The sequence below is a fragment of the Pantoea latae genome, assembly GCF_002077695.1.
Taxonomy (GTDB): domain Bacteria; phylum Pseudomonadota; class Gammaproteobacteria; order Enterobacterales; family Enterobacteriaceae; genus Pantoea; species Pantoea latae.
In genome coordinates, this window is record NZ_MWUE01000006.1 from 40,731 (window position 1) to 59,050 (window position 18,320).

The window sequence follows — 18,320 nt, forward strand, 5'->3', positions numbered from 1 at the left end:
TTTTAAATATCAATAACCTGGATTTTTCATGGTCACCAGAAGAAACTTTATTGCAGGATGCGGCGCCGTCTCCTTTTTCTCGTTCCTTAGCCTCAACTCCGCCTCTGCCGCCACGCCGCCCAGCATGCTGGTGATGGCAATGCAGCTCGACAATATGACCAGCCTCGATCCTCACGAAAGCTTTGAAGCGACGGGCGGTCAGATCTGCGGCAACCTCTACCAGAAGCTGGTGCAGCCCGATGCGCAGCAGGCGGATAAAATCGTCGGCATGCTGGCGAAAAGCTGGCAGGCGAACAGCGACGGCTCTGTCTATACGTTCTATCTCGATCCGGCGGCGCGATTTGCCGACGGCTCGCCGGTGACCGCAGAGGATGCGGCGTTTTCCATCGAGCGCATCGTCAAGCTGGATAAGAGCCCGGCGTTTATTATCAACCAGTTCGGCTTCACCAAAGAGAACGTGGCCAGCAAGGTCACGGCGAAAGATGCCCATACGCTGGAGATGGCGCTGGGCGCGCCCGCCTCGGAGTCGTTTCTGCTCTACTGTCTCTCCGCCACGGTCGGCAGCATCGTGTCGAAAAAAGCCTGCCTTGCCAATCAGCAGAACGGCGACCTCGGCAACGCCTGGCTGAAACAGCACAGCGCCGGCTCCGGCGCCTTTACGCTGCGCAGCTGGAAGGCGAGCGAAACGGTGATCCTGGAGCTGAGCCCGCAGTATGCCGGCCAGAGCGCCATTAAGCGCGTGATCCTCAAGCATATCGCTGACCCCGCCGCGCAGTCGCTGATGCTGCAAAAAGGCGACGTCGACGTCGCCTACGATCTCACCACCGAGCAGTTAAAGCCGCTGCAGTCAGACAGCAAGGTCACGCTGGAGAAACAGCCGCTTTCGGCCATTATGCTGATGTCCTGCAACACCACGCATCCGCTGCTGCAAAAGCCGCAGGTGTGGCAGGCGCTTAAGTGGGCGATCGACTACGAGAGCATTCAGAAAAATATCCTGTCGCTCACCTACAACGTGCATCAGAGCTTTTTGCCTTCCGGCTTTCCGGCCGCGCTGGACGATACCCCTTTTCATCGCGACGTCGCAAAAGCCAAAGCGCTGCTGGCGGAAGCGGGCTACCCGGACGGCTTCGAGATCACCCTCGACCACTACTCGATGCAGCCCTATCCCGATATCGCGCAGGCGATTCAGACCCAGCTCGGCGCCATCGGCATTAAGGTGTCGCTGATCGCCTCGGAGAACCGTCAGGTGCTGACGAAGATGCGTGCGCGTCAGCATCAGCTGGCTATCACCTCATGGGGCGCGGACTACTTCGATCCGAACTCCAATACGGAAGCGTTCTGCGTCAACACCGACAACACCACCGGCGCGCGCAACCGCACCCTGGCGTGGCGCTGCGGCTGGTCAGACGACGAATTCAACCAGCTCACTGCGCAGGCGCTGCATGAAAGCGACCCGGCGCAGCGCCTCGCGCTGTATCAAAAAATTCAGCAGCTGCATCGGGAAAAGAGCCCGTTTATTTTTATGATGCAGCAGATCCAGACCACCGCCTGCGCGAAGACGCTGTCTGACGTCCATCTGACGGTGCTGGAGCAGTGGCCCTATCAGCAGGTGAAAAAAGCGTGACGGGCGCGGTAAAGCGCGGCGTCAGCACGCTGGGCAGCCTGCTGCTGACGCTGTTCGGCCTGACGGTGCTGACCTTTTTTATCGGTCGGGTGATGCCGACCGATCCGGTGCTGGCGGCGGTCGGCGACAACGCGCCGCAGGCGGTGGTCGAGCGGGTGCGCGCGGAGATGGGGCTGGATCAGCCGCTCTACGTGCAGTTCGGCCACTATCTTAACCAGCTGCTGCACGGCGATTTAGGCCGCTCTGTGCTGACCTCGAACAGCGTCACCAGCGATATCGCGCGTTTTTTCCCGGCTACCATGGAGCTGGCGACGGCGGCGATCCTGATTGCCGCGCTGATCGGCATCCCCCTCGGCGTCTGGGCAGCGGTGCGCCAGGGCTCCTGGCTAGATCAGAGCATTCGCGTTATCTGCCTCGCCGGCCATTCGCTGCCGGTATTCGTGCTGGCGCTGCTCAGCCTGCTGCTGTTCTACGCCGTGCTCGGCATTGCGCCGGGGCCAGGGCGGCAGGATATTATCTGGCAGGATATGATCCCGCAGGTCACCGGCTTTCTCACCGTCGACTCTCTGCTGGCAGGGGAATATGACGCCTTCCGCGACGCGCTGGCGCACATGGCGCAGCCGGTCTGCATCCTCGCCTACTTCAGCATGGCCTACATCACGCGCATGACCCGCACCTTTATGCTCAACGCCCTCAGCGGCGAGTTCGTGATCACCGCGCGCGCCAAGGGGCTGTCGTCGCGCCGCGTGATCTGGCGCCACGCCTTTCCGACGGTGGCGGTGCAGCTGGTGACGGTGCTGGCGCTCACCTACGCCGGGCTGCTGGAGGGCGCGGTGGTGACGGAAAATGTCTTCGCCTGGCCGGGCCTGGGCCAGTATCTCACCACCTCGCTGATGAACGCCGACATGAATCCGGTGGTTGGCGCCACGCTGCTGGTCGGTACGGTTTACGTGCTGCTCAATCAGCTTGCCGACCTTCTCTATCGACTCTGTGATCCACGGGTAAAATAATGGCTATTTCACGTGACTGGCTGCTCGCCGATTCGCCGACCAACCGCCGGCAGGCGGTGTGGGGCCGCCGCTACCGCCTGTGGCTTAGCCTGCGCGGCAACCCGCTGGCGATAGCCGGTCTGGGCGTTATCCTGCTGATGCTGCTGCTGGCGGTCGCCGCGCCGCTGCTGACGCCGTATGACGCGGGCGCGCAGCATCTGGAAAACCGTCTGGCGGCGCCGTCCGCCGCGCACTGGCTCGGCACCGACGAACTGGGGCGCGACCTCTGGACGCGCATTATTTACGGCGGCCGCACCACGCTCGGCATGGTTATCGCCGTGGTGGCGCTGACCGCCCCGCTCGGCCTGCTGATCGGCTCTGTGGCCGGTTATCTCGGCGGCGTCGTTGATAAGGCGCTGATGCGCATTACCGATATTTTTCTCGCCTTCCCGCGCCTGATCCTAGCGCTGGCGTTTGTCGCAGCGCTTAAGCCGGGCATCGAGAGCGCGGTGCTGGCGATCGCCCTGACCGCCTGGCCGCCTTACGCCCGGCTGGCGCGCGCCGAAACCCTGCAGTTTCGCCACAGCGATTTTATCGCCGCCAGCCGCCTGACCGGCGCGTCGCCGCTGCGCATTATTCTGCGCCACATTATGCCGCTGTGCGTGCCGAGCCTGATCGTGCGCGTCACGCTCGATATGAGTTCCATCATTATTACCGCCGCCAGCCTCGGCTTTCTCGGCATGGGCGCGCAGCCGCCGTCGCCGGAATGGGGCACCATGATCGCGACCGCGCGCCGCTTTCTCTTCAGCGAATGGTGGGTGCCGCTGATGCCGTGCATCGCGATTTTTCTCACCTCGCTGGCCTTTAACTTTCTCGGCGACGGCCTGCGCGACGTCCTCGATCCCAGGGAGCGCTAAATGCTGGTGGAAATTGAAAACTTACGCATCGCCTTTCGCAGCCGCGCCGAAAGCTTCGAGGCGGTGCGCGGCGTCAGCTTTAGCGTCGGCAAAGAGAAATTCGCCATTGTCGGCGAAAGCGGCTCCGGCAAATCGCTTACCGCGCGCAGCCTGATGCAGCTGCTGCCCGGCAATGCCGAGGTCAGCGCCGACGTGCTGCGGTTTGACGGCATCGACCTGCGCGGCGCCAGCGAAAAAACGCTGCGCCAGATCCGCGGCCGGCGCGTCGGCTTTATTCTGCAGGACCCGAAATATTCGCTTAACCCGGTGATGACCATCGGCCAGCAGATTGCCGAAGCCTGGCGCGAGCACAAAGGCGGCAGCAGAAAGGCGGCGATGCAGGCGGCGATCGGCCTGCTGGAGCAGGTGAAAATCCGCGACGCCGCGGCGGTGGCGCTGCGCTATCCCCATGAAGTGTCCGGCGGCATGGGGCAGCGCGTGATGATCGCCATGATGCTGGCGCCCGATCCCGAACTGCTGATTGCCGACGAGCCCACCAGCGCGCTCGACGCAACGGTGCAGGCGGAGATTTTGCGCCTGATCGACGACCTGGTGTCGGCGCGCGGCATGGGGCTCATCCTCATAAGCCACGATCTGCCGCTGGTGTCGCACTTCTGCGATCGCGTGGCGGTGATGTACGCCGGGCGTATCGTCGAGCAGCTTGACGCCCGCCAGCTGCATCAGGCGCAGCATCCCTACACCCAGGGGCTGCTGGCCTGTCTGCCGTCGCTGCGTCATCCGCGCGCGCGCCTGCCGACGCTGCAGCGCGACGCCGCCTGGCGCGATTAGGAGCAAGCTATGTTTGAAATCAACAATCTGGATATCAGTTTCGGCGCGCAGCGCGCCGTCAAAGCGGTCTCTTTTCAGGTAGGCAACGGCGAGAGTTTTGGCATGGTAGGCGAAAGCGGCTCGGGCAAATCAACGGTGCTGCGCGCGCTGGCGGGATTGAATCATGCCTGGCGCGGCGACATTCGCTTTGGCGGCATGGCGCTGAGCGCCCGACGCGGCCGCGCCTTTTTTCGTCAGGTGCAGATGGTGTTTCAGGATCCCTACGGTTCGCTGCATCCGCGCCAGACCATCGACCGCATTTTGCATGAGCCGCTGCTGGTGCATCGCCTCGATCGCGTCGAACAGCGCATTAGCCAGGCGCTGAGCGATGTCGGCCTGCCCGCCGCCGCGCGCTTCCGCTATCCTCATCAGCTTTCCGGTGGCCAGCGCCAGCGCGTGGCGATCGCCCGCGCACTGATCGCCGAACCAGAGGTGCTGCTGCTGGATGAGCCGACCTCTGCGCTCGATGTCTCCGTGCAGGCGGAAATCCTGAATTTGCTCAGCGATTTGCGCAGCGAGCGCCGCCTCACCTATATTCTGGTGACGCATAATCTGGCGGTGGTCACGCATCTCTGTCAGCGCATCGGCGTAATGCAGCACGGCGAAATGGTGGAGCAGCTCAGCGCGGACGATTTGCGCGCGCGCCGCATCCGCCATCCGCACACCGCGCAGCTGTTTGATTTAAGCATTGGGCTGGAGGAGCCGGCATGACGCTGGAGTGGCAACGGGCGGCAGCGGTCGCCGAAGAGATTGTGCAGGGCTGGCGCCAGCCCGACGCGCCGGGCGGCGCGATGGTGCTGTTCGACGCGCGTCAGGTGCAGTCGACGCACTGCGCCGGGCTGGCGGACCTGGCGCAGCAGACGCCGTTTAGCCTCGACAGCGTGGTGCGCTTCGCGTCGATGACCAAACACCTTTTTGCGGCGCTGGCGACCGGGCCGGGACGCCGTTATCTGTCGCCTGACGACCGGCTGGTGGATCACCTGCCGCAGCTGCGCGGCGCTAACGGGCAGGTAACCGTCGGTCAGGCGCTGGATATGTCGAGCGGGCTGCCGGATCTGCGCGAAACGCTGTCGCTGATCGGCCTGTCGGTCTACAACGCCACGACGGACGCCGATCTGCTGGCGTTTATCGCCGCAGAGGGCGAGCTGAACTACCTGCCCGGCAGCGAAGTCTCCTATACCAACACCGGCTACCGGCTGGTGGAGGAGGCGCTCAAAGCCAAAGGGGTGCGTTTCGACGCGCTGCTGCAGCAATATATTTGCCAGCCGCTCGATATCAGCCTGACCGCGCCGGAAACCTGGTTCGACGTGGTGCCCGGCCTGGCGCCAGGCTACTGGTTCGACGGCAGCCGCTGGCGGCTCGCCAGCGCCGGCCTGCATCTTTCCGCCTCCGGCAGCGTCACCGGCAGCCTGCGCCATCTGACGCGCTGGCTACAGGCGTTGCTGAGCGACAGCGGCCCCGGCGCGGGCGTGCTGCAGCGCCTCAGCGCGCCGCGCACCCTGGCGGACGGGCGCGTCAGCGGCTACGGGCTAGGCCTGGCCAGCAGCCAGATCGGCACCCAGACGCTGTTTGGCCACGGCGGGTCGCACGCGGGCTACAAGAGCTATTTTCTGCTGCATCCCGAGCGCCATGCTGGCGTGGCGCTGGTGGCGAACCGTGAGGATATCGCCACCTCGGAAAGCGCGCTGCGCGTGATGGCGGCGCTGCTCAACCGCACGCTGCCGGAGAAGGGGCACGATCTGGCGCCCGGCCTCTATGTTGGGGAGCAAGAGGCGGAGTGGCTGGAGATCGGCGGCGACGCGGCGACCTGGCTCGGCGCGAGCGAAACCCTGTGGCGCGGCGACGCGCACGGCGACGCGCGATCGCTCTCCAGCACCTTGCCGCTGCGCCTGCGTCATGACGGCGCCGCCATTGTCGGCGAAATCGGCCATGCGCCGCGCCGCTTTGTGCCGGCGCAGCCCGACAGCGCCAGCCTGCAGGCGATGCAAGGGCGCTGGTTCCTGCCGCAGTGGCGCAGCGAACTGGAGATCGTGGGCGAGAGGCTCACAATGGGCATCGGCCCGGCGGCGCTGGTCGCCAGGCTACAGTCGCTGGGCGGCGACCGCGTGCTGGCGACGGCGCAGGATGGGCCGTGGCAGAAACGCTTTATGCTACAGCGCAGAGGAGACGAGCTGCGATTAGTGCTTAACCGCAGCCGCGTGGTGCGGTTTACGCGATAACGTTGCGCAGCCTGCCGATCTTTTCAATCTCCACTTCCACCACGTCGCCGCTGAACATAAACAGCGGCGGGGTGCGTTTTTTCCCCACGCCCCCTGGCGAACCGGTAAAAATGACGTCGCCCGGCGAGAGCGGACTAAAAGCAGAGATATATTCAATAATATTCGCCACCTTGTGCACCATGCTGCCGGTGGTGTCGTTCTGCACTTCGCGTCCGTTGAGGAAGGTTTTGATCGCCAGCGCCTGCGGATCGCCAATCGTCTCAGCGAGGGTCATCCAGGGGCCAAAACCGCCGGTCTGCGGCCAGTTTTTCCCGGCGGTGAACCAGGTAAACTGCATATCGCGCACCGTGGCGTCCATAAAGCAGCTGTAGCCCGCCACGTAGTCCAGCGCCTCGTCGGCTTTCACCTGATGCGCCGGTTTGCCGATGATCACCGCCAGCTCGCCTTCGTAGTCGAACTCGCTGGTAGAAGCGGGCTTCATCAGCGGCTGGCCATGACCGGTCAGAGAGTCGGCGAAACGGATAAACAGCGTCGGCGCGCTCTGGGTTTCGGCAAACTCTTTACGCTTATCGGCGTAGTTCATGCCGACGCAAAAGACCTTGCCCGGATTGTCAATTACCGGCAGAAAGCGCAGCGCGTCGAACGCGTAGTCGGCGGGCAGATCGCGAAACGCCGCGAGATCCGCCAGAGAGGAGCGCTGCAAAAAGGTTTTCAGATCCGGGCACTGAGCGCCCATGCGCGTGCCGACATCCACCACGCCGTTTTCTTTGACGATGCCGAAACTTTTTATGCCCTGGTCTGGAAGATAAAAACTGCAAAGCTGCATTACTGCCTCGTTGTTATCGATAAATTCGCGCGCAGGTTAGCAAAAGATGAGATGAAAATCGTACAAACTTCCGCTCATCCGATGACATAGCGTTTAATTTTGTGTCGACGCCAGATAAGAAAAGGCGCTGAGCAGGCTGACCAGCGTCGCCATGCGCTCGCTCTGATAGCCGACCGTGACGGCGTCGAGACGCGCGACGCCGGGGATCAGCGAGAAGAGATCCGCCAGCACCGGTTTGCTCGCCTGCAGCCTCAGCCGATAAGGTGGGCGAAGCGCGGCGTCGCACGCGCCCGGCGCGCGCGCCACCGCACGCTCCGCCGCCTGCCGAATGCGCTGGCGCGCCGCTTCTGGACTGAGCGACTCGGCGCTGGTGTGGGAAATCGCGCGCTTTACGCAGACATAGTCCGCGTCGGGGTGGCGCTCGGCGATCCACTGCTGCAGGCAGTCGTCGCCGCTCACCAGCCACAGCGGCGTGCCCTGCTCCGCTGCCGCTGCCGCGTAAATATCGCTTTCGCCCACCACCCGATCGTTGATAAGGATGCGCCAGAAGGCGCGGCCGTTGATGGTGTGCGCCAGCACGCCGTGCTCGCCCGCCGCGCTGTGATAGCCGATCAGCATCAGCCCGTCGAAGCGCTGCTGCTCCAGTCCCTCAACCATTGAGAGCGCGCGCGGTTTGCCCTGCACCAGACGCGCGCGCGCATCTATCTGCGCGGCGCGCAGATTGGTCATCTGCGCATGGCTGTCGGCGACAACGACGTCGGTCGCGCCGGCGGCAAAGGCGCCGTCGATGGCGGCGTTAACCTCCTGCTCCATCAGCTCGCGCGCCAGCTGCCAGTCGGCGTGGCCGGGCGTGCACTGTTCCGGGCGCATTACACCCGCGACGCCTTCGATATCGGCGGAGATAAATATTTTCACGGTGTGACTCCTGCAAGGCGGTCCAGCACATCGCTGAGCGCCGGACGATGGTGGCCGCGAAAGCCGGTAACGGACTCTGCGCTGAGCAGCGCGTCGAGCACCGCGTGTTCGGTGGCGTCGGCTGCCGCCGACAGCAGCGGCTCCAGCGCGGCATCCTGCGGCGGCTGCGGCGCTGGCTGCGTGGAGAAGGCCACCGCGATGTCGCCGGAGCCGTGTCCCCAGTAGCTGCCAAGCCGCCCCAGACCGGCGCCGGCGCGCTTCGCCACGCGCGTCAGCTGGCGCGCGTCGAGCGGCGCGTCGGTCGCCATAATAATAATGATGGAGCCGGCGTCGCGCTGCGGCGTCAGCGACGGCAGCAGCGGCGCGATCTGCTCGCCAAGCCGCACGCCGTCCAGCGTCAGCGCCTCCAGCGCGCCGAAGTTCGCCAGCACCAGCACCCCCAGCGTGGCGTTAAGCGACGCAATGCGGCGCGAGGCGCTGCCGATGCCGCCTTTCAGGCTAAAGCAGCTCATGCCGCGTCCTGCGCCGACGCTGCCGCGCGCGAACGCGACGTCGGCGCTGTCGAGCGCCGCCTGCGCCATCGCTTCGGTGATCGCCATCGCCTGAATATCGTTGAGCCAGCCGTCGTTGCACTCCAGCGCCAGCGGGTTGACCGTGGGCAGCTCGCGTCCCAGCTCAGGGTTGGCGCGGATAGCCGCGCGCGCCAGGGTGGTGAACAGCGTGCCGACCGCCAGCGTGTTGCTGAGCAGGATCGGCGTCTGCAGCACGCCCAGCTCCGTAACCTGCACCAGCCCGACCGGCTTCGCGAAGCCGTTGAACACCGCCGCGCCGCACGGCAACGGCTGGGCGAAAAGATTCTCGCCCGGCGGCACCACCGCCGTGACGCCGGTCTGCTGCTCATCCTTGTCCAGCGTGTAGTGACCGACGCGCACGCCCGGCACGTCGCTGATGCCGTTGGTCGGCCCGCAGACGCCGCGCGGCTGGCCCAGCCGGCGCGTGGCGCGCCAGCGCTGCAGCAACAGGTCGCGCTGCTGTTGTTGAAAGTCCATCTTTAGCTCTTTAGTTTAGGGTCCAGCGTATCGCGTAGCGCATCGCCCAGCAGGTTGAACGCCAGCACCGTCATAAAAATCGCCAGGCCGGGAAACACGCTGACGTGCCACAGGCCCGCCATCATCATGCTGCGGCTCATGGCAAGAATATTGCCCCACTCCGGCACATCCGGCTCCGGGCCGAGGCCGATAAAGCTCAGCCCGGCGGCGGTGAGGATACTGGTGCCGATGCGCATGGTGAAGTAGATGATCACGTTCGGCAGCGTGCCGGGAAGAATATGGCGCAGCAGGATCACCCGATCCGGCGCGCCAGCGCAGCGCACCGCGTCAACCCAGGCGGCCTGCTTCAGCGACAGCGTCGAGGCGCGCACGATGCGCGCGAAGACCGGCACGCTGAACACCGCCACCGCGATAATCACGTTGTTGAGGCCGGGCCCGAGTATCGCCACTACCGCAATCGCCAGCAGCATGCCGGGAAAGGCGAAGAGCACGTCGCAGCCGCGCATAATCAGCATATCGACCCAGCGGCCGTAGTAGCCCGCCAGCAGGCCGAGCACGATGCCGACCAGCATGCCGAGCGTCACCGACACCACGCCGACGTAGAGCGAGATACGCGCGCCGTAGATCACGCGGCTCAGCACGTCGCGCCCGAGGTCGTCCGTGCCCATCCAGTGCGCGCCAGATGGCGGCGCGGAGAGCGCCGTCCAGTCTGGCGCCATCGGATCCCAGGGCGCCAGCCAGGGCGCGAAAAGGGCAACCAGCAGCAGCAGCAGCACGAAGCCGCCTGACGCCAGCGCCAGCGGATTGCGCACAAAGGCGTGCAGAAAGTCGCGCCACGGCGAGCGGATCGCGGCGCGGTCGCCGGTAGTGAGCGTCTGCTGGCTCATTTGGCCCCCTGACTGAGACGAATGGCCGGATTCACCACCGCGTAGAGCAGATCCACCAGCAGGTTGATAAGGATAAATTCAAACACGAACAGCATCACCAGCGCCTGAATCACCGGCTGGTCCTGCGCCTTGATTGATTCAATCAGCAGCCAGCCCAGGCCGGGCCAGTTGAAGACGCTCTCCACCACAATAGAGCCGCCGAGCAGAAAGCCGAACTGCAATCCCAGCATGGTGATCACCGGGATCAGCGCGTTGCGCATCACATGTTTCCAGGTGACGCGCGCGGCGCGCAGCCCTTTGGCGCGCGCGGTGCGCACATAATCCTCCTGCGCCACCTCAAGAAACGCCGAGCGGGTAAAGCGCGCCATTACCGCCGCGACCGACGAGCCAAGCGTGATGGCGGGCAGGATGATATCGGCGGGCTGGTTGAAGCCGCTGACCGAAAAGAGGCCGAACGGCATGGCGACGAACTGGATCAGCAGCAGGCCGAGCCAGAACGCCGGCATCGAAATGCCGCCGACCGCGGCGCTCATCAGCGTCCAGTCCAGCCAGCCGCCGCGCCGCAGCGCCGCGGCGACGCCCAGCGCCAGCCCCAGCGTTACCGACCAGGCGAACCCCGCCAGCGCCAGCCACAGCGTCGGCATAAAGCCTTTGCGGATCACCTCCCGCACCGGCTGCTGGGTGCGGTAGGTGACGCCCAAATCGCCGCGCAGCATACCGCCCAGCCAGTTAACATACTGCTGCGGCAGCGGATCGTTCAGGCCGAGATGCTGACGCGCCGCCTCGACCGCCTCGATCGGCGCGTCAGGCCCGGCGTAGATGCGCGCCGGATCGCCGGGCAGCAGCTTGATAAAGCCGAACACCAGCAGCGAAACCACCAGCAGCACCGGGATCATCTCCAGCAGTCGACGCAGAATGTATGCGAACATAGCCTTCCTTTTTTGCAGAGCCGACAGGCGTTATTTGAAAATCGCCTGGTTAAAAAGCAGATTACCGTCGGGCAGCATCGAGACGCCGCTCAGCGTTTTCGTTTTGCCGACCAGGTTGTCTGGCGTGCCGAGAAAGGCGATGGGCGCCTCTTGCCACAGCAGGCGCTGCGCCTCGGCGTAGGCCGCCGCGCGCTTCGCCGGTTCGGCGGTCGCCAGGCCGCCGGCAATCGCTTTATCCACCGCCGGATTGCTGTAGTAGGAGACGTTGTAAGAGGTCGGCACCCAGGATTCGCTGGCGAACAGCGGACGCAGCGCCCAGTCGGCGTCGCCGGTCGAGGTGGACCAGCCGCCGTAGTAAAGATCGTACTCGGCCTGTTTCGGATCCTTTACGCCCCACAGTCTGGCGTTGCGCGTACCGGAATCCATCGGTGTCACGGTCACGCGGATGCCGACCGACGCCAGCTGCGCCTTGAGAAACTGCGCGGCGCGGACGCTGGCGGTGGCGTTGGTGCACCAGAGCTTGAGATCGAGCCCGTCCGCATAGCCCGCCGCTTTCAGCAGCGCCTTCGCCTCTTCCGGCGCGTAGCGATAGTTCGGCTCGCTCTGCTTCTGGTAGAACTGCACGCCGCTCGGGATCGCCGACGTGGCGGGCGCGCCCATGCCGGCAAAGCCCACTTTCAGCCACAGCTCGCGGTTGATGGCGTAGTTGATCGCCTGGCGCACGCGCCTGTCCGCCAGCGGCTTGTGCTGGGTGTTGATCGCCATGTAGTAGAGATAGATGCTGGGATCGCGCTGGATCGCCAGCCGGCTGTCGCTCTGCACCGCGGCGACGAGATCGGACGGCAGCGGATAGATGGCGTCTACCTGGCCCGACTTCAGCGCCGCGACGCGCGTGGCGTCTTCCGGGCTGGGCGAGAAGATCACCCGGTCCACCTTCGGCCAGCCCTTGTTCCAGTAGCCGCTGAATTTCGTCAGCGTTACCGCCTTGCCCGGCTGCCAGTCGACAAAGCTAAACGGACCGGTGCCGACCGGATGCAGGCGCAGCTGCGCCTCGTCGGGAAAAGCCTTCAGCACCGCTGGGCTCCACATCACCGCCGAGGGGTGCGCCAGGGTGTTGATAAAGGCGCCGAAGGATTCGCTGAGATCGATTTGCACTTTATTGGGCGCCAGCACCGTAACGCTTTTGATCATGCGGTAAAGGCTGTTGCGCTTTAGCCCCTTTTTCTGGTCGGCGAGCCGCTCGAGGTTGGCCTTCACCGCGTCGGCGTCAAAAGGCGTGCCGTCCTGAAAGGTCACGCCGTCGCGCAGAGTCAGGGTGAACTGCGTGGCGTTGTCGTTGCTGGTGTAGCCCGTCGCCAGCCAGGGCGTCAGGGTCATTTTGGCGTCGAACTGGAACAGGCGTTCAAAGATGCCGCTCAGCACCGAATAGCTGATGTTATCGGAGGTGTCATGCGGATCGAGGCCGGTGATATCGGCGTACATCGAAATACGCAGATCCTGCGCCTGCGCGACGCTGGCCAGAGAGAGCGCGAGGGCAAGAGAGGCGCGGCGGAATAGTGGCTTCATAAAGGCTCCTGGTATTGATGAGTAGGCGCAGTTAACGCGCGTCGGCCACCCAGTGACCGGGCGCGACCTGACGATAACGATGTTTACTGACCGTCTCTTTTACGCTGCGCACAGGCGACGGGATTTCACTCTCGTCAAACCGGCGTGCTGGACGGTTGAGCGGATCGACCACCGGCACCGAGGCCAGCAGGCGTTGCGTGTAGGGGTGCTGCGGCTGATTGAACACCGACTGTCGCGGTCCGATCTCGACGATCTGTCCGAGGTACATCACCGCGACGCGGTTGGCGATGCGCTCCACTACGGCCATGTCGTGCGAGATAAAAATCCACGCGACGCCGGTTTGCTGCTGCAAATCCATCATCAGGTTGATGACCTGCGCCTGAACCGACACGTCGAGCGCGGAGACCGCTTCATCGGCAATAATAATTTTGGGTTTCAGCGCCATGGCGCGGGCGATGGCGATGCGCTGCCGCTGGCCGCCGGAAAACTCATGGGGATAGCGTCGTGCGTGTTCCGGCAGCAGACCGACGCTCGCTAACAGCGCCTCGACCTGCGGCGTTGCTTCCTCAAGCGAGCGCACCAGTCCGTGCAACAGCAGCGGCTCCGCAATGGTAAAGCCGACGGTGAGCCGCGGGTTGAGCGAGGCGTAGGGATCCTGAAACACCATCTGGATTTCACGCCGCAGCGGCTGGAACTGCGCCTCTTTCAGGCTGGCAATCTCCCGGCCGGCGAACAGAATGCTGTCGGCGTCGCCGTCAACCAGCCGCATCAGGGCGCGGCCGGTGGTCGATTTGCCGCAGCCGCTTTCGCCGACGATCGCCAGGGTTTCCCCTGGCCAGAGGGCGAAGTCGATCTGCTCCACCGCATGCACGCGGTGCGTCAGCGCGGAGAAAATGCCGCTGCGAATGGGAAAGCGCACGCTCAGGCCGCGCACGTCGAGCAGCGGTTTCTCTTCGTAGCGGGCGGTGATATGCGGCTCCTCGGCCGGCGCGTCGCCGTGCAGCAGCGGAAAGCGCTGCGGCCAGCGCTGTTCGCGCATCTCTCCCGGCTTCGGCACCGCCGCCAGCAGCGCGCGGGTGTAGTCGTGCTGCGGCGCGGCGAAAATCGCCTCTACCGGCCCCTGTTCGACTACATGGCCGCGATACATCACCACCACGCGATCCGCCACCTCGGCGACGACGCCCATGTCATGCGTGATAAACAGCACCGCCATCTGCTTTTCCCGCTGCAGCTCGCGCAGAATATGCAGAATGCGCGCCTGCACCGTGACGTCGAGCGCGGTGGTCGGTTCGTCGGCAATCAGCAGCTCCGGATCGCACGCCAGCGCCTGGGCGATCATCACGCGCTGACGCATGCCGCCGGAGAGCGCGTGCGGAAAGCTTTTCATCACGCGATCGATGTCGGCGATGCGCACCTGACGCAGCAGCGACCGCGCGCGCGCCTGCGCTTCGGCGCCGGAGCAGATCTGGTGGTCGCGCAGCGCTTCCGTGAGCTGATCGCCCACGCGCAGCACCGGATTCAGCGAGGTCATCGGCTCCTGAAAAATCATCGCCATTTCGCGGCCGCGCAGCCTGCGCCGCTGCTCGTCGCTGAGCCGGCTGAGATCGCGCGTTTCGCCTGTGCGGTCGCGAAAGCGGATCGCGCCGCCGTCGATGCGCGCCGAGGCGGCCAGCAGCCCCATCACCGCCAGCGAAGTGACCGATTTTCCCGAGCCGCTCTCGCCGACGACCGCCACGATTTCCCCTGGCTGAATGGCGAAGGAGACGTCGTGCAGCGCCTGATGCACGCCGCTGCGTCCGCGAAAGCTGACGCTGAGATGCTCTATCGCCAGCACCGGCGCGCTGCTTGATCCGGCCACGCTGGCGTCGGACTGGCGAGAAAGGTCCGTCATCGTTGCTCCTTGTGCGTTTACAGCCAGATGCGGCCTTGTGAATAGGTCAGGAAGGGCGAACTGTCCGCCGCCAGCCAGATGGGACCGTCCAGATCGACATGCTCCGCCTGCGGCGTGGCCAGCAGCGCCGCCTCCATCGCCAGCGAGGAGCCGAGCATGCAGCCCACCATGATGCGCATCTCCTGCTTTCGCGCCTCGTCGATCATCGCCAGCGCCTCCGTCAGGCCGCCGCACTTGTCGAGCTTGATGTTGATCATCTCGTAGCGCGCGCGCAGCGCGGCGATGTCGCCGCGCGTGTGGCAGCTTTCGTCGGCGCAAAGGGGAATGGGATGGGCAATATGCTCTAATCCGGCATCCTCGCCCGCCGGCAGCGGCTGTTCGATCATTGCAAGTCGGTAAGGCAACAGCGCCGCGAACAGCGTCGGCAGTTCAAGGCCGCCCCAGGCTTCGTTGGCGTCGACGATCAGCGTGGCATCCGGCGCGACGGCGCGGATAGCCGCCACCTTTTCTACTATCGCCTCGCGGTCGAGCTTGATTTTCAGCAGCCGCGCGCCGCGCGACACCGCGTCCGCCGCCGCCTCGGCCATCTTCTCGACGCTGTCGAGACTCAGGGTTTCTGCGGTCACCACCGACGCGGGCGCGGCCACGCCAACCTGCTGCCACAGCGTCCCCCTGGCGCGCGCGGCATCCAGACGCCACAGGGCGCAATCCAGCGCGTTGCGCGCCGCGCCCGCGTTGAGCTGGGTTTGCAGCGCGTCGCGGCTGAGACCGCCTTCAATCGCGTCCTTCATTGCGTTGAGCTGTGCGTGCACGCTCTCGACGGACTCGTTGTAGCGCGGCGTCGGCGTACATTCGCCGCGCCCGATAAAGCCATCCTGCTCCAGCGTGACCCGTATCACCGCCACGGCGGTGCGGGTGCCGCGCGCAATAGCAAACGGCCGCGCCAGCGGCAGCGTCAGCACGTCGATCAGCATACGGCGCATATCAGCCTCGCTCTTTCAGCAGCGCGGCGATGGCCGCAATACCGAAACGCACCGGATCCGTCGCCGGCACGCCAAAGGTTGCGCTGAGCTGCGCGCAGTAGTCGCGCGCCTCTTGTTCGCTGAAGTTCGAGGTATTGATGGCGAAACCCGCCAGCTGCGGATTGTCGCTGGTGACCTGCGCCGCGCGCAGATTGGCTTCGACGCAGTCCGCCAGGCCCACCATCGGCTGATGCGGTAAATGCCGCATATGCGGACGTCCCATCTCATGACACATCACCAGCCAGTGCGGCTGCGCGCCGTGGATCAATCCCATGCTGACGCCCGCGTAGGAGGGGTGAAACAGCGAGCCTTGCCCCTCGACGATATCCCAGTGATCGTCGTCGTTAGCGGGCGAGAGCGCCTCCGCCGCGCCGGCGATAAAATCGGCGATAACCGCGTCGATAGCGATGCCTTCGCCCGCCACAAGGATGCCGGTCTGCCCGGTGGCGCGGAAATCCGCCTTCAGGCCCTGTTCGCGCATCGCGGCTTCCAGCGCCAGCGAGGTGTACATTTTGCCGACCGAGCAGTCGGTTCCGACAGTCAGCACGCGCTTGCCGCTGCGTTTTTTACCGCTGCCCACTGCCAGTTTTGGACGCATATGACGGATATCGAACAGCGCGACGCCGTGCGCCTCCGCCAGCGCCACCAGCTCCGGCTCGTCCGCCAGGCGATGATGCAGGCCGCTCGCCACGTTCATGCCCGCTTTGATGGCGGAGGTGACGCTCTCCATCCAGTGCTGCGGCAGAACGCCGCCCGCGTTGGCGGTGCCGAGCACCAGGGTTTTCGCGCCGCGCGCCTTCGCCGCGGCAATGTCCAGCTCGTCGAGGCCAAGGGAAACGGTGCAGCCGGGCAGACGCATTTCGCCGACGCACTGTTCGGGCCGCCATACCTGAATGCCGCGCGCGGTTTTGGCCGCAAGCGGATCGGTGACGTCGCCGAGAAACAGCAGATAAGGTTGCGGGATAAACATGATGCGCTCTCTTTCAGACAGGGTTAAGGGTCTGAAGCGCACTATTTCACGGCAGAGAGAGCGGGACGAATGCTTGTTTGGTCGCGGGCTATAACCTGGGGCTATAGCAAAAAGCTGCGCTTATGACAGGCGCGCAATGGCGGGTTGAGCAGGCGAAAAGCAGGGAAAGGGTAAAAAGAAAAGGCTATGGCTAGCGGGCATCACGGCGCAGCAGACGCCGTGATTACCTGAGGCGATGCAACAAGAGAGAATTAATACATTGCGCCTGGCGGGACGTACTTAAAGGTTTCAACATAAGCACGGAAAACATATTTCATAAAGCGTTTCATAGCGTACCTGATTCAAAATTTGTTGAAGAAATGCAGAGAAATTATAACTTCTGTGCATTTTGCAGGCAATAAATTTTGAACCAGATCACAAAAACAGCATTAATCTGCTCGGCCGATCTCAGGCGAAGAGATGAAGATGCTGGCTGAGAATAGTGCAGCCAATGGAGATCAACACCAGCCCGCCGAGCACTTCCGCCCATTTGCCCAGCACCGGCCCCACTAAACGCCCTACCAGCACGCCGGTGGTCGCCATAATGGTGGTCGCCATGCCGATGGTGAGCGCGGTGGCGATAATGTTGACCTGCAAAAAGGCCAGGCCGACGCCAACCGCCAGCGCATCGAGGCTGGTAGCGACCGCCGTGGTGGCGAGCACCAGAAAACCGTGACGCTGCGGCGCTTCGCACGGCTCAGCCGTCGCCGTCTGACGGAAGCCTTCCATCATCATGCGGCCGCCGAGGAACGACAGCAGGAAAAAGGCGACCCAGTGGTCCCACGCCATTACATAGCGGCTGGCGGCCAGGCCAGCAGCCCAGCCGATCAACGGCGTCAGCGCTTCAATGGCGCCAAAAATCAGGCCAGTACGCAGCGCTTCTTTGAATCCGGGGCGATGCAGCGCCGCGCCTTTGCTTAACGCAGCGGCAAAGGCGTCCATCGACATGCCGAAAGCCAGGATCAGGGTGGCGATAAAAGTCATAATGGCTAGTGTCAGGGTAAAAAGCGTTCGAACACCCGCTTTTGACCGCATTATCTGTTCAGTCTGATAAAAGTGCGCGCAGTCTAGCACGCATGATGCCCGATAAAAAGACAACAAAATCAGGGATTTAAGTATAGCAAAGGCTATAACTTTTATCGTTCGCTATCTTTTGCCGCTAAGTTGATGGTACTTAAGCCTTTTCTTGCGGCCTTTTTACCGCATGCGCCTCGCCGACGCGCGGGGATTGAACCCTGGCGGCGATTGCCGGAAAATAGCCGCGCTGATTAACGCGGAACCTGCTGATGAAAAATCCTTTCGAGTCCCTGATTATTCCCGGCGGCATTTTGCTGCTTGGCTTTCTCTCTGCTTTGCTGCTGCCAGCGCCCAATTTTGGCCTGACAATGGCGAGAAGCCTGACCCAACGGCTGCACCTGCAGGATATCAACCAGCTCTACACCCTGATCTTCTGCGTGTGGTTTCTGCTGCTGGGCGCGGCGGAGTTCTATGTGATCCGCTTTATTTATCGCCGCTGGTTTCGTTCCTGACGAACCTCTCCGCCCGCGCCTTTTTCCTCTGGCGCGGGCCGATCAAAATCACAAAAATGTAACACTATTTTTACAGAAACG

18 protein-coding genes are annotated in these 18,320 nt (G+C 63.9%); 7 read left to right on the plus strand and 11 right to left on the minus strand.

What is annotated here, in order from left to right; all coding sequences use genetic code 11:
• Nucleotides 1-28: 28 nt before the first annotated feature.
• Genes B2J69_RS04235 through B2J69_RS04260 form a run of 6 tightly spaced genes read left to right on the plus strand, consistent with a single transcriptional unit; the run spans nucleotide 29 to nucleotide 6,616 of the window.
• Nucleotides 29-1,624: an ABC transporter substrate-binding protein gene (locus B2J69_RS04235; protein ID WP_081136732.1), complete on the plus strand. Its 1,596-nt coding sequence runs from the start codon at nucleotides 29-31 to the stop codon at nucleotides 1,622-1,624.
• On the plus strand, nucleotides 1,621-2,634 hold the full coding sequence (locus B2J69_RS04240) for an ABC transporter permease (RefSeq protein ID WP_081136734.1): 1,014 nt from the start codon (nucleotides 1,621-1,623) through the stop codon (nucleotides 2,632-2,634). The genes B2J69_RS04235 and B2J69_RS04240 overlap by 4 nt, the downstream gene beginning before the upstream one ends.
• The gene (locus B2J69_RS04245) at nucleotides 2,634-3,530 is read left to right on the plus strand and encodes an ABC transporter permease (RefSeq protein WP_081136736.1); all 897 of its coding nucleotides are present in this window, start codon (nucleotides 2,634-2,636) and stop codon (nucleotides 3,528-3,530) included. Before B2J69_RS04240 ends, B2J69_RS04245 begins: the two co-directional genes overlap by 1 nt.
• Nucleotides 3,531-4,358, plus strand: a complete 828-nt coding sequence (locus B2J69_RS04250; protein WP_081136738.1) for an ABC transporter ATP-binding protein — start codon at nucleotides 3,531-3,533, stop codon at nucleotides 4,356-4,358. It begins immediately after the preceding gene.
• Between the two features lie 9 nt (nucleotides 4,359-4,367).
• Nucleotides 4,368-5,108, plus strand: coding sequence for an ABC transporter ATP-binding protein (locus B2J69_RS04255; RefSeq protein ID WP_081136740.1), 741 nt, complete (start codon nucleotides 4,368-4,370; stop codon nucleotides 5,106-5,108).
• A complete protein-coding gene (locus tag B2J69_RS04260; RefSeq protein WP_081136742.1) occupies nucleotides 5,105-6,616 on the plus strand; it encodes a serine hydrolase domain-containing protein in 1,512 nt (503 codons plus the stop codon). Before B2J69_RS04255 ends, B2J69_RS04260 begins: the two co-directional genes overlap by 4 nt.
• Here B2J69_RS04260 and B2J69_RS04265 read toward each other — a convergent pair.
• The 11 genes from B2J69_RS04265 to mntP all read right to left on the minus strand — a co-directional run bounded on the left by B2J69_RS04265 (nucleotide 6,606) and on the right by mntP (nucleotide 17,694).
• Nucleotides 6,606-7,442 (minus strand): fumarylacetoacetate hydrolase family protein, encoded by an 837-nt coding sequence (locus B2J69_RS04265; protein ID WP_081136744.1) that lies wholly within the window; start codon nucleotides 7,440-7,442, stop codon nucleotides 6,606-6,608. The two genes, B2J69_RS04260 and B2J69_RS04265, sit on opposite strands and share 11 nt — an antisense overlap.
• 93 nt (nucleotides 7,443-7,535) lie before the next feature.
• Nucleotides 7,536-8,357: a M55 family metallopeptidase gene (locus B2J69_RS04270; RefSeq protein ID WP_081136746.1), complete on the minus strand. Its 822-nt coding sequence runs from the start codon at nucleotides 8,355-8,357 to the stop codon at nucleotides 7,536-7,538.
• On the minus strand, nucleotides 8,354-9,406 hold the full coding sequence (locus B2J69_RS04275; RefSeq protein WP_081136748.1) for a DmpA family aminopeptidase: 1,053 nt from the start codon (nucleotides 9,404-9,406) through the stop codon (nucleotides 8,354-8,356). Before B2J69_RS04275 ends, B2J69_RS04270 begins: the two co-directional genes overlap by 4 nt.
• A gap of 2 nt (nucleotides 9,407-9,408) precedes the next feature.
• Entirely contained in the window at nucleotides 9,409-10,293 is an 885-nt protein-coding gene (locus B2J69_RS04280; protein WP_081136751.1) for an ABC transporter permease subunit, read from the minus strand.
• Nucleotides 10,290-11,222 carry an ABC transporter permease gene (locus B2J69_RS04285; RefSeq protein ID WP_081136754.1) on the minus strand — a complete coding sequence of 311 codons (933 nt, stop codon included), beginning with the start codon at nucleotides 11,220-11,222 and terminating at the stop codon, nucleotides 10,290-10,292. Before B2J69_RS04285 ends, B2J69_RS04280 begins: the two co-directional genes overlap by 4 nt.
• A gap of 30 nt (nucleotides 11,223-11,252) precedes the next feature.
• Nucleotides 11,253-12,788 (minus strand): glutathione ABC transporter substrate-binding protein, encoded by a 1,536-nt coding sequence (locus tag B2J69_RS04290; RefSeq protein WP_081136756.1) that lies wholly within the window; start codon nucleotides 12,786-12,788, stop codon nucleotides 11,253-11,255.
• Nucleotides 12,789-12,819: 31 nt separating this feature from the next.
• Nucleotides 12,820-14,679, minus strand: a complete 1,860-nt coding sequence (locus B2J69_RS04295) for an ABC transporter ATP-binding protein (protein WP_081136758.1) — start codon at nucleotides 14,677-14,679, stop codon at nucleotides 12,820-12,822.
• A gap of 17 nt (nucleotides 14,680-14,696) precedes the next feature.
• Nucleotides 14,697-15,662: an N-acetyl-D-Glu racemase DgcA gene (dgcA, locus tag B2J69_RS04300; RefSeq protein WP_081136760.1), complete on the minus strand. Its 966-nt coding sequence runs from the start codon at nucleotides 15,660-15,662 to the stop codon at nucleotides 14,697-14,699.
• 1 nt (nucleotide 15,663) lies between these two features.
• Entirely contained in the window at nucleotides 15,664-16,671 is a 1,008-nt protein-coding gene (gene dgcN / locus B2J69_RS04305; protein ID WP_081136762.1) for an N-acetyltransferase DgcN, read from the minus strand.
• Nucleotides 16,672-16,922: 251 nt separating this feature from the next.
• Complete coding sequence (azuC, locus tag B2J69_RS24500; protein ID WP_143806243.1) at nucleotides 16,923-17,000, minus strand: stress response protein AzuC; 78 nt, start codon at nucleotides 16,998-17,000, stop codon at nucleotides 16,923-16,925.
• Nucleotides 17,001-17,118: 118 nt separating this feature from the next.
• Entirely contained in the window at nucleotides 17,119-17,694 is a 576-nt protein-coding gene (gene mntP, locus B2J69_RS04310; protein WP_081136764.1) for a manganese efflux pump MntP, read from the minus strand.
• Between the two features lie 302 nt (nucleotides 17,695-17,996).
• Between mntP and B2J69_RS04315 the strand changes: the two genes are divergently transcribed.
• Nucleotides 17,997-18,239, plus strand: a complete 243-nt coding sequence (locus tag B2J69_RS04315; RefSeq protein ID WP_081136766.1) for a DUF1158 domain-containing protein — start codon at nucleotides 17,997-17,999, stop codon at nucleotides 18,237-18,239.
• The last annotated feature ends 81 nt before the right edge of the window (nucleotides 18,240-18,320 follow it).

Bases quoted from the DNA above. Each gene is read 5' to 3' on its own strand.
- B2J69_RS04235 (WP_081136732.1), top strand. From the start codon at position 29: ATGGTCACCAGAAGAAACTTTATTGCAGGATGCGGCGCCGTCTCCTTT.
- B2J69_RS04245 (WP_081136736.1), top strand. From the start codon at position 2,634: ATGGCTATTTCACGTGACTGGCTGCTCGCCGATTCGCCGACCAACCGC.
- B2J69_RS04250 (WP_081136738.1), top strand. From the start codon at position 3,531: ATGCTGGTGGAAATTGAAAACTTACGCATCGCCTTTCGCAGCCGCGCC.
- B2J69_RS04255 (WP_081136740.1), top strand. From the start codon at position 4,368: ATGTTTGAAATCAACAATCTGGATATCAGTTTCGGCGCGCAGCGCGCC.
- B2J69_RS04260 (WP_081136742.1), top strand. From the start codon at position 5,105: ATGACGCTGGAGTGGCAACGGGCGGCAGCGGTCGCCGAAGAGATTGTG.
- B2J69_RS04265 (WP_081136744.1), bottom strand. From the start codon at position 7,442: ATGCAGCTTTGCAGTTTTTATCTTCCAGACCAGGGCATAAAAAGTTTC.
- B2J69_RS04275 (WP_081136748.1), bottom strand. From the start codon at position 9,406: ATGGACTTTCAACAACAGCAGCGCGACCTGTTGCTGCAGCGCTGGCGC.
- B2J69_RS04280 (WP_081136751.1), bottom strand. From the start codon at position 10,293: ATGAGCCAGCAGACGCTCACTACCGGCGACCGCGCCGCGATCCGCTCG.
- B2J69_RS04285 (WP_081136754.1), bottom strand. From the start codon at position 11,222: ATGTTCGCATACATTCTGCGTCGACTGCTGGAGATGATCCCGGTGCTG.
- B2J69_RS04290 (WP_081136756.1), bottom strand. From the start codon at position 12,788: ATGAAGCCACTATTCCGCCGCGCCTCTCTTGCCCTCGCGCTCTCTCTG.
- B2J69_RS04295 (WP_081136758.1), bottom strand. From the start codon at position 14,679: ATGACGGACCTTTCTCGCCAGTCCGACGCCAGCGTGGCCGGATCAAGC.
- dgcA (WP_081136760.1), bottom strand. From the start codon at position 15,662: ATGCGCCGTATGCTGATCGACGTGCTGACGCTGCCGCTGGCGCGGCCG.
- dgcN (WP_081136762.1), bottom strand. From the start codon at position 16,671: ATGTTTATCCCGCAACCTTATCTGCTGTTTCTCGGCGACGTCACCGAT.
- azuC (WP_143806243.1), bottom strand. From the start codon at position 17,000: ATGAAACGCTTTATGAAATATGTTTTCCGTGCTTATGTTGAAACCTTT.
- mntP (WP_081136764.1), bottom strand. From the start codon at position 17,694: ATGACTTTTATCGCCACCCTGATCCTGGCTTTCGGCATGTCGATGGAC.
- B2J69_RS04315 (WP_081136766.1), top strand. From the start codon at position 17,997: ATGAAAAATCCTTTCGAGTCCCTGATTATTCCCGGCGGCATTTTGCTG.